Raw genomic sequence first — 14,799 nt, 5'->3', positions numbered from 1 at the left:
GTGAGCGTGGCTAGATGATGGAATGCAGGATGACCGCCCAGAGCGCCGCGCTGATGCCAAGCCCGACCAGCACGCCCCGCGCAATGTCGAGCTGGTCGACGGCGTCGGGGGTCATCATGGTGCGGAAGGGCGCGCGGACCAGGCGGAAATTGCCACGAACCCGGCCTTTGACGATTTTCGGGCGTACTTCGATCATCCTAACCTCCTACGTATCCGCATCCATGTTGTGGATTGCGGCTGCCCCATTCCGGGACAGTATGGACGTTTCAGATCTTAAACGCACCTAAAATTACGCGGTTCCGCTTGGATTTGACGAGACCGCGAAGGCGAGTGGATATGGGTGTCTCGCGCGGGCCGAACGCAACGCGGTCAGAGCACGCTTTTCGCCGCGAGCAGCACGAGAACCCAGCAGATCGTTGCCGAGCCGACAATCATCGCCACCCGGACCTTGGCGGGATAGCGCTGGTCGCCGGCAGCGCTGTCGTCCTGCTCGTCCTGAAGACTTTCCCCCACGCTGAACTGCGCGATGTTCTCGGGGTTTCCGAACTCCTGCAGGCGATCGATATAGCTTTGCGAGACCGACTCGGTGAATTCGCACCCATACCCTTCTGCAAACTGCCGTGCGATCACGGCAGATTGCATGCCGAGCCCGGTAATGCCGATGGTAAAGCGCTCGCCGAGATCAAACGGTAAGGCGGTAAGCATCCGAAACCCCGAGACCGAGATATCCTCGATATCGACGTCGACGGGATTGAGATCCCCGTCTCGCAGAGTGGCCGCCATGCCGACCTCAAGCCTGCGACCATGGCGCCCGGAGCGGATCATCTTTACGGCAACGGACACACATATCTCCTGTTTCATAAGGTGATGCCATGATAGGCTTAATCCTTAGTTAACAGAGCGGCCTTAACGGGATTGCGATCAATGACGTTTCTTAACTAGATCAATTAGGAAATGCTCCATTTCGAACCAATCTCCTTGCGTGATCCACCTACAGACCAAGATTGGTGCGAACAACCTAGGCGATCGATCATTGTTTATTGGGATACCTTACTTCCAATTAAAAACATTTTGTTTTTCCGATCTTCGATCATACGACATATTTTTATGATCCTCCATACAGTTTTTCTCGCCAGCCGCAGATCTCGCGTGGCAGACTCTGCACGTCGAGAGACACGGCCCGTGCTCATCGGCGACAGTCGGTCGATCCGCCGAATACCCGCAGTCGAGTAGCCGCCCCCGGGAACGTTCACAGTTCCGCACACCGCGATCACCGTATTGGCGCTGTATTAGCGTGTGCTGGCGTATTTCAGATCGAACCAGGAGTCTCTTCGCGGTTTACGCGACTGCGATTGTGCAAATGTACTGCCGGGCTACGGCGATGCGATGCATAACCGCTCGGCCAATTGTCCCGAAATGCTACACACCCCACGCCAACAGGAATCGGTGTTGCAAAACGATGTATTAAGAAATACTGAACCTCACGGATCGACAGGCCTTAACAGGGGCTTTTGTTAAGAAACAAGGAAATGGGGCGATTGGTCGTCCCGTAAAGGGGAGCGAAAATGCGCAAGCTTGGACTTACATTCGCAGCGGCACTCGCCGCCACCATCGCCGCGGCGCCTGCTTCGGCAGCCACGGTCACGGTCGGATCGGTGAATTCCACCGTCAACAACGCCGGCACGGTCCAGGATTTCAGCGGTTTCGCAGCAAATTCGTTCCTCGCGCCCAACGTCCAGGTCCTGGATGCGTCCGTCGCTAACGTCGGCAAGCGCCCCAGTGGTTCGACCGGCAATTATCTGGCGGTGCTCGGTGGCGGCGAATATACCTACACGCTTCCGACATTCGCACCGGTCCTGTCGTTCATCGCGGGCTCGATCGACACGTACAATTCGGTCACGTTGTCGATCCTGAACCTGTCGACCAACACGACGATCACGCAACTGTTCACGGGTTCGCAGTTCGGCAACACCAATGGCTCCACCGACGTACGCCTGACCTTCGATACCGGCTCGTCGTCGCAGGTGATCACCTCGGCGCTGTTCAAGTCGACCACGAACTCGTTCGAGATCGACAACATCGTCAGCGCGGCGCCTGAGCCCGCCACCTGGGCGATGATGATCCTCGGCTTCGGCTTCGCTGGCATGGGCCTGCGCTCGTCGCGTCGCTCGCGCGGCAAGCTCGCGCTGGCGTAATCGCCAGGCACTTCGCTCGAAAAGGCGCCGCCCTGCTTCAGCGGGGCGGCGTTTTTTATGACGCGACGCCCTAGCGCCGAAAACCAAGGCTGAGACTCTTCTCCCCCGTCACGGGCAAAATCGCTGCCGGTCGAGCGACCGCTGCGCTCGCTGGGGAGCCCTCGCTACGGTGCGCGCGTGGTCATGGGGTCCGGTGCGAACGCCTGACGACGCACGATGTCCTGCCGGGCGCGGCGGCATTGCGCAGCTAAGTGCGATCTGTTCGACAGATCGAGACTTGGCGCGCGGGCCACCACGCCATAGAGAGGACGCAGCCCCTAATAGTCACATGACATATCGGAACGTCTCGCATGCAGATCATCGTACGCGATAACAATGTCGATCAGGCCCTGCGCGTCCTGAAGAAGAAGCTTCAGCGCGAAGGCGTCTACCGCGAGCTCAAGCTGCGGAAGCATTACGAAAAGCCGTCCGAGAAGCGGGCGCGGCAGCACGCTGCCGCCGTCCGCCGCGCCCGCAAGGCCGATCGGAAGCGCGCAGAGAAGGACGGCTGAGCGCCCAGACCGATTCGCAAGCCGTGCGACGCTAGGCCCGGCCACGCTCGACGCACGCTTCGGCATCTCGCCCGTTGCGTCGCGCGCGCGTGCGGCCAGGCGATGGCGCGCGCGCGCGACGCCGACAGCGCATGGGCCGGTCGCCGCTTCGACCTCCGGCATTTCAGCGCGCGAGCGCGGCGCGTGCGATCAAGGGCTGCCACCACGCCTCGCGCGCCAGATACCAGGCGAGCGTTTCCGCAAACCCCTGCGGGAAATCGCGGGCCGGGGCGTAGCCCAATTCCCCGCGGATCTTCGTCTCGTCGATCGCATAGCGCCGGTCGTGACCCTTGCGATCCTCGACATAGGTCTTGAGGCTGGCGGTCGGGCGCCCGCGCGCGGCGGGCGCACCGGGAAACCGCCGCGCCAGCTCGGGATCGGCCGCAAAGGCCGCATCGACACCACGGCAGATCTCGTCGACGACCCGGAAATTGGGCAATTCCTGGCCGCCACCGACATTGTAGGTCTCGCCGATGCGGCCGTGGCGCAGGATCCGTTCGATTCCGCTGCAATGATCCGCGACATGCAACCAGTCGCGCACGTTCTTGCCGTCGCCGTAGATCGGCAAAGGCTTGCCCGACAGCGCGTTGAGAATGAAGAGCGGGATGAGCTTTTCGGGAAACTGGAACGGCCCGTAATTGTTCGAGCAGTTGCTGGTCGTCGTCTCCAGCCCATAGGTGTGGTGATAGGCGCGCACGAGATGGTCCGAGCCCGCCTTCGACGCCGAGTAAGGCGAATTGGGCGCATAGGGCGTCGTTTCGCTGAACGCGGGGTCGTCGGGCCCGAGCGTGCCATACACTTCGTCGGTCGAGACATGGTGGAACCGGTGCGGTTTTCCCGTCCCATGGTCGAGCCACGCCGTCTTGGCCGCCTTGAGCAGACTGTGCGTGCCGACGACGTTGGTGGTGACGAAGGCGTCGGGGCCCGTGATCGAGCGATCGACATGGCTTTCGGCCGCGAAGTGGACGATCGTGTCGATCGCGTGATCGGCAATCAGCCGGCTGACGAGCGGCGTATCGCAGATATCGCCCTCGACCAGCGTGACGCCATCGAGGCCGTCGAGATTGGCAGGATTGCCCGCATAGGTGAGGATGTCGAGCACGACGATGCCGTCGGCAGGCGCGACCTGCCGCCAGTGATGCACGAAATTTGCGCCGATGAAGCCGGCGCCGCCGGTCACGATCACATTAGCCATGGATGCCGATCTCGCCGATCACCGTTTGCCGGGCAACGCGCCCGGGGGAAATAGCGCGCCGAGCAGGGCAGACTGCCGGCGCGCCAGACGCGGCGGCAGCGCCTTCCGACACAGCTGCCGGCCGCCGCTCGGGTGCGCGACCGATCACGCGGAAAGCGCCGCCTTGCCCTGCAGAAGACCCATCAGATATTCGCCATAGCCACTCTTGCGGAGCGGCGCCGCGACTTTCTCCAATTGGGCGTCGTCGATGAAACCGAGGCGCCAGCAGATTTCTTCGGGACAGCAGATCTTGAGCCCCTGGCGCTCTTCGGTAATGCGGACATACAGCGCGGCGTCGAGCAACGACGCATGGGTTCCGGTATCGAGCCAGGCATAGCCCCGCCCCATGATCTCGACCGTGAGTTTGCCGGCGTCGAGATAGCGGCGGTTCAGGTCGGTAATCTCCAGTTCGCCGCGCGCGCTGGGCTTCAGGTCGCGCGCCAGCCGGACCGCGTCCTGGTCATAGAAATAGAGCCCCGTGACGGCGTAATTGGATTTCGGAACCAGCGGTTTCTCTTCGATCGTTTCGGCGCGGCCGGCTTTGTCGAACGATACGACACCGTAGGATTGGGGATCCTGCACGAAGTAGCCGAACACCGTCGCCCCCTCGGTGCGGTCGTCGGCGCTCGCCAGCAGGTCGACCAGGCCGTGGCCGTAGAAGATATTGTCGCCCAGCACGAGCATCGATGGCGAGTCCCCGACGAAGTCGCCACCGATATGATAGGCTTGCGCAAGCCCGGCCGGCTCGGGCTGGACCGCGTAGTCGAGCCGGATACCCCAATCGCTGCCATCGCCCAGCAACGCTTTGAACGCCGGCTGATCGTCCGGTGTGGTGATGATCAGGATCTCGCGCACCCCGGCGAGCAGCAGCGTCGACAGCGGATAATAGATCAGCGGCTTGTTATAGACCGGCATCAATTGCTTCGAGACGCCCTTGGTCAGGGGATAGAGCCGTGTCCCGCTGCCGCCGGCCAATATGATACCCTTGCGCATGACTGCCCCCATCTGCACGGCGCCGAACCAGGCCCGCCTTGGCGGTCGCCACGCGGCGTGCGCGAAATCCTCTTTCGCCCTATCCATCCAAATTCTGGAGATTGAATGAATGGCCCGATCCGGGCCGCGCGATTCCTGATCTCGGAACGCGCTGCAGGGTGCAGCGGGGCGCGGCATCGACGCCGGCCGCAACATGACAAAAATGAGAATTGCTCGCGACAAGGCGCGCGCCGATACGATCGGACAGACTTGAAAAGGGCAATGTGGTGGCAGACGGCAGGTGCGTGTTGGTAAGCGGCGCGGAGAGCGGGATCGGCGCGGCCTGCGCGATCGCGTTCGGCGCGCTGGGGGACAAGGTCGTCGTGCTGTTCCACGATGCCCATAACGACGGCAGCGACACCGTCGCAAAAGTGAAGGCGGCAGGCGGCGAAGCGATCGCGGTCCAGTGCGACGTCGGCGACGAGGCATCGGTCGAGGCGGCATTCGCGGCCGCCGAGCAGGCCTTCGGACGGGTCACCGTGCTGGTCAATTCGGCCGGTATCAACATGGCGGGCGTGCCGGTGCGGCAGATGACGCTACCGCAATGGCAGCGCATGCTCGACACCGATCTGACCGGCGCGTTCCTCACGTCGCGCCGCTTCGTCCGCGACCGGCCCGCCAACACGCCCGGCGCCATCATCCACATCTCGTCGATCCACGCTTATGCGGTGCGGGCCGGCGGTGCGGATTATTGCGCGGCCAAGGGCGGCCTGACCAATCTGATCGAGACGCTCGCGATCGAGGAAGCGCCCAACGGCATCCGCGTGAACGCGATCGAGCCGGGCATGATCCTCACGCCGATGAACGCGCGGGCCAGCACCGATCCCGCCTATCGCGCGTCGCTCGAACGGAACATCCCGATGGACCGCGCCGGCCGGCCCGAGGAAGTGGGCGATCTCGCGGTGTTCCTCGCCTCGGACAAGGCGTCCTACATCACCGGCGCGCGGATCGTGATCGACGGAGGCCTGTCGCTGATGCAGGCGCTCGGCGCATGATCGCGGGCACGCGCGCAACGCCGTCGTCTGCCGCCGCCGCCACCAATCAGGCGGAGATTGCGCCCGGCGTGCCGATCGTGCGGTCGCGCCTGCCCGCCGACAGCGTGACCGGCGACCGCAAGGTGCTGGTCTATCGCTCGTCGGGTTCGGTCGATTTCAACGTGCAGGAGCTTCAGGACCTTCAGCTAGCGGGACCGCCGCGGCTGATGGCGCGCGACCTGATGAGCCCGTTCGTCTGGCTGGAGCCCGATGGCAGGTTCGGCATCATGGTCCGCGCGGTGACGCGGCCCGGCGAGCCGATGACCGACACCGGCATCATCTGGGCCGGGTGGAGCGACGACGGCGTCCATTTCGCAATGCTCGACCAGCCTTCGATCCTCCCCGGCGGCACCGGCGAACAGGATGCGGGCGGGGTGGAAGACCCGACCGTGGTGAGGATGGAGGACGGCAGCTACGTCGTCTATTACACCGGCGTCGAGGCCGACATGGCGCATGGCGAGATGTTCTACGCCGTCGGGCCAAGCGTCGACGCGCTGGTCAAGGCCGGTGTCGCGCTGGCCTCGACCAAGTCGCTCGGCAACACCAAGGAAGCGACGGTCGATCGCGAGAAGGACGGGCGCTGGAGCCTGTTCTACGAATATGCCGCCGACGAGGCGAGCCGCGTCGGCTTGGCGATCGGCCCCAAAGTCGACGGGCCGTGGGCCGAGCAGCCGACCCCGTTCATGCCGCGCGAGGACGGGTGGGACAATTGGCATCTGTCGACCGGCCCGATGCTGCTCGACGATCCCGAGATGCCGGTGATGTTCTACAATGGCGCGACGCACGATGCGCGCTGGCGGATCGGCTGGGTGGCGTTCGATCGCGAACTGACCCGCGTGATCGACCGCTGCATCGAGCCGCTGATCACCCCGCCACCGGTCCCCGACCGGACGGCGAGCGACATTGCGTTCGCCGCTTCGGTCACCAGTCGCGATGGCGAGGTCTGGCTGTATTACTCGCTCGAGGACCGGCGCCTGGCGCGCGCGCGGCTGCGGCGGAGCTGAACCCGGACCGGGCGGACCCCGGCCGGCATCACGCGTCAGCCCGTCGCCGGGTCGTTCGTTCGGACCTGCTCCGGCCCGGCTGCGGCTTCGGGCGTGCCGTCGGCGACGATCCCGATCCCCGGCAGCAGGTCGCCAGCGACGGCGATCAACGCGCCCGAGCGCACCAGGCGGTTGGCCGCTTCCATGTCGGGGTGGAAGTACCGGTCGTCGCTCAGATGCGGCACGTCCGCGCGCAGGCAGGCATGCGCCGCCTGCAGCACGATGCTGCTCGGCAGCGGTGCGTGAAAATCGATCGCCTGCGCGGCGGCGAGATATTCGATCGCGATCACGGCGCTCGCATTCTCCGCCATGTCGAGCAGACGCCGGGCGCCGTGCGCCGCCATCGAGACGTGGTCCTCCTGATTGGCCGAGGTCGGGATCGAATCGACGCTCGCCGGATAGGCGCGCTGCTTGTTCTCCGAGACCAGCGCCGCGGCGGTCACCTGTGGGATCATGAAGCCCGAGTTGAGCCCGGGCTTGGGCGTGAGGAATGCCGGCAGGCCCGACAGCGCGGGATCGACCAGCATCGCGATCCGGCGCTCGGAGATCGACCCGATCTCGCAGATCGCGAGCGCGATCATGTCGGCGGCGAAGGCGACCGGCTCGGCGTGGAAGTTGCCGCCCGACAGCGCCTCGTCGGTCTCGGCGAAGATCAGCGGATTGTCCGACACCCCGTTCGCCTCGATCGCGAGCGTGGTCGCCGCCTGGCGCAGGATGTCGAGCACCGCGCCCATCACCTGCGGCTGGCAGCGCAGGCAATAGGGGTCCTGCACGCGCGCGTCGTTTTCGAGATGGCTCGCGCGGATCGCCGAGCCGTCCATCAGGCGGCGCAAGGCGGCGGCGGTCTCGATCTGTCCGGCATGTCGGCGCAGCGCGTGGATCCGCGGATCGAACGGCGTGTCCGATCCCTTCGCCGCCTCGGTCGACAGCGCGCCGGTCATCAGCGCCGACTTGAACAGCAGTTCCGCCTCGAACAGCCCGGCGAGCGCATTGGCGTTGGAGAATTGCGTGCCGTTGAGCAGCGCCAGACCTTCCTTCGGGCCGAGTTCGATCACCGCCAGCCCCGCACTTTCCAGCGCCTCGGTCGCGGGTACGCGCACGCCGTCGACCCAGATCTCGCCAACGCCGATCATCGTCGCCGCCATGTGCGAGAGCGGCGCCAGATCGCCGCTCGCGCCGACCGAGCCCTGGCACGGCACGACCGGGGTCAGCCCCTGCTCGAGCATCGCTTCGAGCAGGGCGATCGTCGCGGGTCGCACACCCGAGGCCCCCTGCCCCAGGCTCGCCAGCTTGAGCGCCATCATCAACCGGATGATCGGCACGGGCGACGGTGCGCCGGTGCCGGCGGCATGGCTCAGCACGATGTTGCGCTGGAGCGTCGCGAGATCGGCATCGTCGATCCGCACGCTCGCCAGCTTTCCGAAGCCGGTATTGATGCCATAGACCGGCGCACGCCGGGCGAGGATCCGCGCGACGGCGGCGGCGCTCTCGGCGATCTGCGGCGCGCACCGCGGATCGAGCCTGGCCGGCGCGCCACGATATACGGCGCACCACTGGGCGACCGTCACGGCGCCGGGGTTGAGCAGGATCGGGTTCATAGACCACTCCAGACACGGGCATGGGGCGGATTGAACCCCATGCGGGAAACCAGTTCGGACCGCATCGAACGCAGCGACACGCCCGGCGGCTGCGATCGGCTGCGGCAGACGGTCGCCCCCCGCCCGTGGCTGCACAGGACCGTCCGGCAGCGGGCTGATTGCACCCTTCCCGATTAATGTATAGACAAAAAGCACGCGGTCGATCGCGTCTGGCGATGCGGACCGAAGCGGGTTAGCGCAAGGCCAGGATGCGCGACGCCGCGAGTGCGCGCCATCGTATCGTGCTGGAGACGCCTTTTCGGATGAAACTGCCGCTGCACGAACGGATCCGGTCCGACTTCGAAGCGCGGATCCTGTCGGGCGAGCTTGCGCCCGGCGATCGGCTGCCGATCGAGCAGGCATTGATGCAGCAGTATGGCTGCGCGCGGATGACGGTAAACAAGGCGCTGTCGGCGCTGCTGTCGGCGGGGCTGATCGACCGGCGCAAGCGGGCCGGCACCTTCGTCGCGCGCCCGCGGATGCATTCGATGGTGCTCGACGTGCCCGACCTGCCGGCGCAGATCCGCGAGCGCGGACAGGCCTATGCCTATGCGCCGATCGGCCATCGTCTGCGCCCGCCGGCGGCCGACATGGCCGAGGAGGTGCTGCTCGCGGGGGATGGCGACCTGTTCGAGCTCGAAGGACTGCACCTTGCCGACGGCGTCGCGCTGGCGCTCGAGTTCCGCCTGATCAGCGTGCTGGCGGTGCCCGACATCGCCGACGCCGCCGATATCGAGGCCGTCTCGCCGGGCAGCTGGCTGCTCAGGCACGTGCCGTGGACCGAGGCGGAAACGCGCATTTCCGCCCTCGCGGCGACTCCCGACGAAGCGCGCCTGCTGGGCATTGCGCCCCGCGCGGCGTGCCTGTGCGTCGAGCGCCGCACCTGGCGCGGCACCGATCGCATCACCTATGTGCGCCAGCTCTTCGTCGGCAGCAGCTACGATCTCGTCGCGCGCTTCGGCGCGACCAACGCCGCCGCGCGGCACGGGCCAGCGCCCGCCGTCTAGGCGAACATGCCGTAACGCTCGCGCCAGGCACGCACCTCGTCCGCGAGATGGGCGGGCGCAGGCTCCCCCGAGATGACCAGACTCGCCACCGCGTTTTCGGGGTGCATCAACATCTTGCGCGTGCCGTCGCTGAACCAGACGGGAACCGTTTGATCGCACACGCTGTCGAGCACCGTGGCCGCCATGCCATCCGCGATCGCCGTGCTGCCGGGGAGCGCGCGCACGTTGATCGACACGCCCTCCAGGCAATTCTGCGGCGCGTTGACGAAATTGAGCGACACCAGCAGCCCGGAGCGATCCGGCCGCGCAGCATCGGGCAGGCGCGCGATCCTGCGCCACGCGCAGAACCATGTCCGGCAGATGCGCGGGCGGACGGCGTGGATCCCGCATCCCTGCGCGCCGAGGTGGACGCAGGGCGTCTCGGCCGGTTTCTTGAAATCGGGCGTATCGACCGTCAGCACGGTGCAGCACGCCGTGCACGCACCGCATTCGCGATCCGCCAGCACCGGCCCCAGCAGAAGGGTTTCCAGATCGGTCTCGGCCTGCATCGCCACCCGAGTGCCGCTCCCGCCGCCGAAACGCAAGCGCTCAGCGCCGCCGCTCGAATTTGTATTACATATTGTGCATCTCTCAGATCGTGATATAAGTTGCCACAGCGTGAGACGCCGCCGAAGCGCGACGCAGACCGCAATGGGACATAAGGGGGAGGATATTTGATGAAGGTGACTTTGCAGGCCGCGCTGATGCTCGGCGCTTCGACGCTGAGCCTGACGCCGGCACTCGCGCAGACCGCGCCAGCGCCCGAGGCTGTCGCGCCGCCGGCTACCCCCGACGACCAGGCGGCGCCCGCCGACATCGTCGTCACCGGCTTCCGCAAATCGTACATCGACGCGCTGCGCATGAAGCGGAACGACGCGGGCATTTCCGACAGCATCTCGTCCGACGGGCTCGGGCGTTTCCCGGACCTCAACGTCGGCGAAGCGCTCCAGCGCGTGCCCGGCGTCCAGATCAACCGCGAGGCGGGATCACGCGACGCGACCGTCAACCTGCGCGGCCTGCCGGGCAATTACGCGCGCTACACGATCAACGGGCAGGCCTTCGCCGATCCGGTGCTCGACGGATCGACCCCGCTCGGCGCGTTCAACGCCGACGTCTTCTCGGCGATCGCGGTCAAGAAGACGATCGCGCCGACCGACCAGGCCGGCGGCCTGTCGGGCATCATCGATCTGCAGATCGCCCCGGCGCTCGGTCGCAAGGACGGCGGGTTCTTCAAGGTGGCCGGCGAGTATAATACGCTCGGCAAATATGCGAGCCCATCGCTCACCGCAGGCTATAACGCGCATATCACCCCCAACCTCGCGGTGTTCGGCGTCGTCGCCTACAAGAAGGAGAAGTTCCGCCGCGACACGATCTTCTTCAATGCCTATTCGCCCCTGTCGGCGGCCAACGCGCCCAATTTCGGGCAATATCTCGATTATTACGCGCCCTTCGACAGCGCCGGCAAATGCGCCTCGGGCAAGGTCTGCGCGGCGGGCGGCACCGGGGCCAAGAGCTCGACTGGGGTGCTGTTCGCGTCCGACCAGCGCCAGTCGGTCAAATATAACGACGGCAATCTGTTCACCGCCGCGGGCGGTGCCGAATGGCAGGCGACGCCGACGCTGCGGCTCGGCCTGACCGGCTTCTACACGCGGCGCAACCTGCAGAACAACATGACCAACCTGTTCGAGGTCGACATGCGCTCGAACATCGCCAGCATCACGCCGACGAGCGCTCCGGTGATCCAGGGCGACGGGAACGCCTATGTCCAGGGCCTCAGCTACGCCAATGCGCAGGTCAACGATTCCATCCGCTCCGAGCCGCTGCTCGAGCAGATGTGGGACGGCATCGCCACCGCCGAATGGAAGAGCGACGGCTGGCGCGCGTCGGGCACGCTGACCAAGTCGCGCGGCGAGAACAATTCGGTGCAGACGCAGATCGATTTGCGCAACCTGCCGCGCGCGGGTGGCAACGGCGTCAACGGCACGTTCAATTCGGGCGGCGCGTCGATCGACGATTACCAGCTCTCGCTCAACCGCAATCCCGCGATCGTCATTCCGGCCGGTCCCTACAGCTGGAGCGCCGGCAACCAGCCGACGCAGATCGCGGCGAATGGCGACCAGCTGATCGTCGCAGGCAGTTCGGGCTACGGCCTCAACCAGGTCACCGCCGCACAGGGCGAGCTCGAGCGCAGCTTCGAAATTCCGATCCTCAAGTCGATCGTCGTCGGCGGTCGCTACGAACGGACGACCTACACCTCGCGCGGCTATCGCACGAGCGCGAAGGGCGTGCAGACGCAGAACATCGACTCGGGCTTCCTGACTGCCAACCCTTACGCGGGCAATTTCTTCGGGGGCAGCGTCGCCGGCTTCCTGTCGAACTGGCCGCAGCTCGATTATGGTCACATCGTCTCGCGCCTGCAGCCGGTGACCGCCGCGCCGGGTGACGTCGTGACGCCGACGGGGTGGATCAACGATCCCACCAACGCGGCGTTTGCGCTCTACAATTTCTCGGTGCGCAACACCGCCTCGGTCGGCTACGGCCAGGCCAATCTGGCTTTCACCGTCGCCGGCATCCCGGTCAGCGGCTATGCCGGCGTCCATTACGAGCATACCAACCAGCTGATCAACGCGCAGTCGAAGCAGGTCGGCCCAAACGGCAGCATCGTCTACGTCCCGCAGCAGTTCCGCCAGAGCTACGGCAATTGGCTGCCCTCGGCCTATCTGTCGGCGAGCCTCACCGATACGCTCGTCCTGCGCGGCGCTTACTACAAGGCGTTCGTCCGGCCGCAACCGCGCAACCTGACGCCGTCGACCACGGTCAGCACCAACTCGACCGGCTATGCGATCCAATATGGCGGGTTCGACCTGAAGCCCTATTCGGCGACGTCGCAGGACATCTCGCTCGAATGGTACAACCGCCCCGGCGGCCTGTTCGCGATCGCGGCGTATCGCAAGGTCATCCGCAACCTGATCTCGCCCGAGACCCGCCTGTCGCGGCTGTGCCCGGCGGATGCCAGCGCGTTCGGCCTGGGGCAGCTCACCACGATCGGCACGACCTGCTACAGCAACCAGCTCGTCAACGGGCAGCCCGCGATCGTCACCGCGAGCGGCAGCTTCAACCAGCCCAATCCGATCACCGTCACCGGACTCGAAGTGACCGCGCAGCAGAATTTCGATTTCCTGCCCGGCCTGCTGCGCAACCTCGGCGGCCAGATCAATTATTCGTTCACCAACATCTCGGGCACCAATGCCGACGGCACCAAGGCGGTCCTGCCCGGCGTGTCGAAGAACAACGTCAATTTGATCGGCTATTACGAAAGCCCGTTCATCGGCCTGCGCGTGATCTATTCCTGGCGCGACCAATATTCGCTGGTCGGCGGGAACAGTTTCACCGGGGGCAGCAGCTTCGTCGCGCCGCGCGGGCAGATCGACTCCTCGCTGGCGCTCAAATTCTCGCCGCGCTATTCGCTGTCGCTCGATGCGTTCAACCTGCTCGATGCCAAGCGCATCCAATATCAGGTGACGCCCGCCATCCCGCGCCAGGCGGATTATGACGGCCGGACCTTCACGCTGAGCTTCCGCGGCACGTTCTGATCGATACGAAGGACTATGGTGATGACACGCATGCGCATCGGGCTGGCGCTCACACTGGCGCTGGCCGCGCCAGCCACCGCGCAGGGGCCGGCCACCCCCGCGCCACCGCAGTTCAGCGCGATCGATCGGGTCTGGTCAGGGCAGAGTTCGCGCTTTGCCCTGGCCGTGACCGACACGACGATCATCGTCGCCTATTACGACGCCAACCGGCAGCTGACCGTCGCCTCGCGGCCGCGTGCCGGCAGCTACTGGGTCTATCACAAGCTCGACAGCTGGGTCGGGTGGGACAGCCACAATTACATCGCGCTGGCGATCGACGATGCCGGTGGGATCCACGTCGCGGGCAACATGCACGGCGATCCGATGGTCTATTATCGCAGCCGGGTCGCCGGGGACGTCCGCAGCCTCGAACGGGTGCCGGTGATGGTCGAGGCGAAGCTCGAACATCACATGACCTATCCGATCTTCCTGCGCGATGGCGCCGGGCGGCTGGTCTACAAATATCGCGACGGCAGCAGCGGCAACGGCAACGAGATCTACAACGTCTACGACAGCGCGGCGCGGACCTGGCGCCATCTGCTCGACGTGCCGCTGACCGACGGCGAGGGGCATCGCAACGCCTATTTCGTCGGCCCCGTGCTCGGGCCGGACAAGCTGTTTCATATCGCCTGGGTCTGGCGCGAGTCGCCGATGGCGGAGACCAACCACGACCTCACCTACGCGCGCAGCCGCGATCTGGTGCATTGGGAGCGCTCCGACGGAACGCCGCTGCGCCTGCCGATCACGCTGAAGAGCGGCGAGATCGTCGATCGCGTGCCGGTCGAGGGCGGCATGATCAACAACAACACCGTGATCGGTTTCGATCCCGCCGGCGCGGTGATGATCACCTTCCACAAGTTCGATGCCGCCGGAAACACGCAGATCTTCGTCGCGCGCCGTGAAAAGCAGGGCTGGCATATCGCGCAGGTCAGCGACTGGCGCGGCTTCCGCTGGGACTTCCGCGGCGGCGGGTCGCTCGACAGCCGCCTGTTCGTGAAGGGGCCGGTGCCGGTCGGCAAGGACCGTATCCGGGTATCGGTCACGCGCGACGGCAAGCCGATCGACTTCCTGCTCGACGCGACGACGCTGCACCGCATTTCCGAGCAACCGGGCAGCCTGCTGGCCGAACGCCTCGCACCGATGATCGCGGTGCCGACCGGAATGACGCTCAACACGGTGGAGGACACGGGGACTTCGGGCATCGCGCTGGCCTGGCCGACGCGCCCGCCACATCGAGACCTGCCGAGCGAGGATATCCCCGACCCGACGACCCTGCGCCTCGTCACGCCGGGCGCTGCGCACCTTCCCGGCTAGGCGCGCCGCACCCGGCGCGCCGCGCCGTCACGCAGGTCGGTC

13 protein-coding genes are annotated in these 14,799 nt (G+C 65.7%); 7 read left to right on the top strand and 6 right to left on the bottom strand.

The genetic code is table 11. The annotated features are described in order from the left end of the window. Positions 1 to 10 precede the first annotated feature (10 nt). Positions 11 to 196 carry a hypothetical protein gene (locus U1872_RS00620; protein WP_332790948.1) on the bottom strand — a complete coding sequence of 62 codons (186 nt, stop codon included), beginning with the start codon at positions 194 to 196 and terminating at the stop codon, positions 11 to 13. A gap of 173 nt (positions 197 to 369) precedes the next feature. Beyond that, positions 370 to 843, bottom strand: a complete 474-nt coding sequence (locus tag U1872_RS00615) for a PilZ domain-containing protein (RefSeq protein ID WP_332790947.1) — start codon at positions 841 to 843, stop codon at positions 370 to 372. A 722-nt stretch (positions 844 to 1,565) separates the two neighbouring features. Here U1872_RS00615 and U1872_RS00610 point away from each other — a divergent pair. Further along, positions 1,566 to 2,195: a PEPxxWA-CTERM sorting domain-containing protein gene (locus tag U1872_RS00610; protein ID WP_332790946.1), complete on the top strand. Its 630-nt coding sequence runs from the start codon at positions 1,566 to 1,568 to the stop codon at positions 2,193 to 2,195. A gap of 350 nt (positions 2,196 to 2,545) precedes the next feature. Next, entirely contained in the window at positions 2,546 to 2,746 is a 201-nt protein-coding gene (rpsU, locus tag U1872_RS00605) for a 30S ribosomal protein S21 (protein ID WP_332790945.1), read from the top strand. A gap of 163 nt (positions 2,747 to 2,909) precedes the next feature. Here the strand turns inward: rpsU and rfbB are convergent, their stop codons facing one another. Continuing rightward, entirely contained in the window at positions 2,910 to 3,980 is a 1,071-nt protein-coding gene (gene rfbB / locus U1872_RS00600) for a dTDP-glucose 4,6-dehydratase (RefSeq protein ID WP_332790944.1), read from the bottom strand. Positions 3,981 to 4,124: 144 nt separating this feature from the next. After that, positions 4,125 to 5,012: a glucose-1-phosphate thymidylyltransferase RfbA gene (gene rfbA, locus U1872_RS00595; RefSeq protein WP_332791794.1), complete on the bottom strand. Its 888-nt coding sequence runs from the start codon at positions 5,010 to 5,012 to the stop codon at positions 4,125 to 4,127. Between the two features lie 266 nt (positions 5,013 to 5,278). Between rfbA and U1872_RS00590 the strand changes: the two genes are divergently transcribed. Then, entirely contained in the window at positions 5,279 to 6,046 is a 768-nt protein-coding gene (locus tag U1872_RS00590) for an SDR family NAD(P)-dependent oxidoreductase (protein WP_332790943.1), read from the top strand. Further along, positions 6,043 to 7,089 carry a glycoside hydrolase family 130 protein gene (locus tag U1872_RS00585; RefSeq protein WP_332790942.1) on the top strand — a complete coding sequence of 349 codons (1,047 nt, stop codon included), beginning with the start codon at positions 6,043 to 6,045 and terminating at the stop codon, positions 7,087 to 7,089. Before U1872_RS00590 ends, U1872_RS00585 begins: the two co-directional genes overlap by 4 nt. Positions 7,090 to 7,124: 35 nt before the next feature. On the opposite strand, the gene hutH is transcribed toward U1872_RS00585, so the two are convergent. After that, positions 7,125 to 8,726 carry a histidine ammonia-lyase gene (gene hutH, locus U1872_RS00580; RefSeq protein ID WP_332790941.1) on the bottom strand — a complete coding sequence of 534 codons (1,602 nt, stop codon included), beginning with the start codon at positions 8,724 to 8,726 and terminating at the stop codon, positions 7,125 to 7,127. 302 nt (positions 8,727 to 9,028) lie between these two features. Here hutH and hutC point away from each other — a divergent pair, with 302 nt between their 5' ends. Then, positions 9,029 to 9,772, top strand: coding sequence for a histidine utilization transcriptional repressor HutC (hutC, locus tag U1872_RS00575; protein ID WP_332790940.1), 744 nt, complete (start codon positions 9,029 to 9,031; stop codon positions 9,770 to 9,772). Here the strand turns inward: hutC and U1872_RS00570 are convergent. Then, positions 9,769 to 10,320, bottom strand: a complete 552-nt coding sequence (locus tag U1872_RS00570; protein WP_332791793.1) for a YkgJ family cysteine cluster protein — start codon at positions 10,318 to 10,320, stop codon at positions 9,769 to 9,771. The genes hutC and U1872_RS00570 overlap by 4 nt on opposite strands. A 168-nt stretch (positions 10,321 to 10,488) precedes the next feature. Between U1872_RS00570 and U1872_RS00565 the strand changes: the two genes are divergently transcribed. Further along, positions 10,489 to 13,404 carry a TonB-dependent receptor gene (locus U1872_RS00565; protein ID WP_332790939.1) on the top strand — a complete coding sequence of 972 codons (2,916 nt, stop codon included), beginning with the start codon at positions 10,489 to 10,491 and terminating at the stop codon, positions 13,402 to 13,404. Between the two features lie 21 nt (positions 13,405 to 13,425). After that, the gene (locus tag U1872_RS00560; RefSeq protein ID WP_332790938.1) at positions 13,426 to 14,757 is read left to right on the top strand and encodes a BNR repeat-containing protein; all 1,332 of its coding nucleotides are present in this window, start codon (positions 13,426 to 13,428) and stop codon (positions 14,755 to 14,757) included. The last annotated feature ends 42 nt before the right edge of the window (positions 14,758 to 14,799 follow it).

It is taken from the genome of Parasphingomonas frigoris (assembly GCF_036663815.1).
Taxonomy (GTDB): domain Bacteria; phylum Pseudomonadota; class Alphaproteobacteria; order Sphingomonadales; family Sphingomonadaceae; genus Sphingomonas.
The sequence above is the reverse complement of the archived record's forward strand: the minus strand, read 5'-3'. Positions and strand labels throughout refer to the sequence as shown.

Coding starts and splice junctions, on each gene's coding strand:
- U1872_RS00620 (WP_332790948.1), bottom strand. CDS start 196: ATGATCGAAGTACGCCCGAAAATCGTCAAAGGCCGGGTTCGTGGCAAT.
- U1872_RS00610 (WP_332790946.1), top strand. CDS start 1,566: ATGCGCAAGCTTGGACTTACATTCGCAGCGGCACTCGCCGCCACCATC.
- rpsU (WP_332790945.1), top strand. CDS start 2,546: ATGCAGATCATCGTACGCGATAACAATGTCGATCAGGCCCTGCGCGTC.
- rfbB (WP_332790944.1), bottom strand. CDS start 3,980: ATGGCTAATGTGATCGTGACCGGCGGCGCCGGCTTCATCGGCGCAAAT.
- rfbA (WP_332791794.1), bottom strand. CDS start 5,012: ATGCGCAAGGGTATCATATTGGCCGGCGGCAGCGGGACACGGCTCTAT.
- U1872_RS00585 (WP_332790942.1), top strand. CDS start 6,043: ATGATCGCGGGCACGCGCGCAACGCCGTCGTCTGCCGCCGCCGCCACC.
- hutH (WP_332790941.1), bottom strand. CDS start 8,726: ATGAACCCGATCCTGCTCAACCCCGGCGCCGTGACGGTCGCCCAGTGG.
- hutC (WP_332790940.1), top strand. CDS start 9,029: ATGAAACTGCCGCTGCACGAACGGATCCGGTCCGACTTCGAAGCGCGG.
- U1872_RS00570 (WP_332791793.1), bottom strand. CDS start 10,320: ATGCAGGCCGAGACCGATCTGGAAACCCTTCTGCTGGGGCCGGTGCTG.
- U1872_RS00565 (WP_332790939.1), top strand. CDS start 10,489: ATGAAGGTGACTTTGCAGGCCGCGCTGATGCTCGGCGCTTCGACGCTG.
- U1872_RS00560 (WP_332790938.1), top strand. CDS start 13,426: ATGACACGCATGCGCATCGGGCTGGCGCTCACACTGGCGCTGGCCGCG.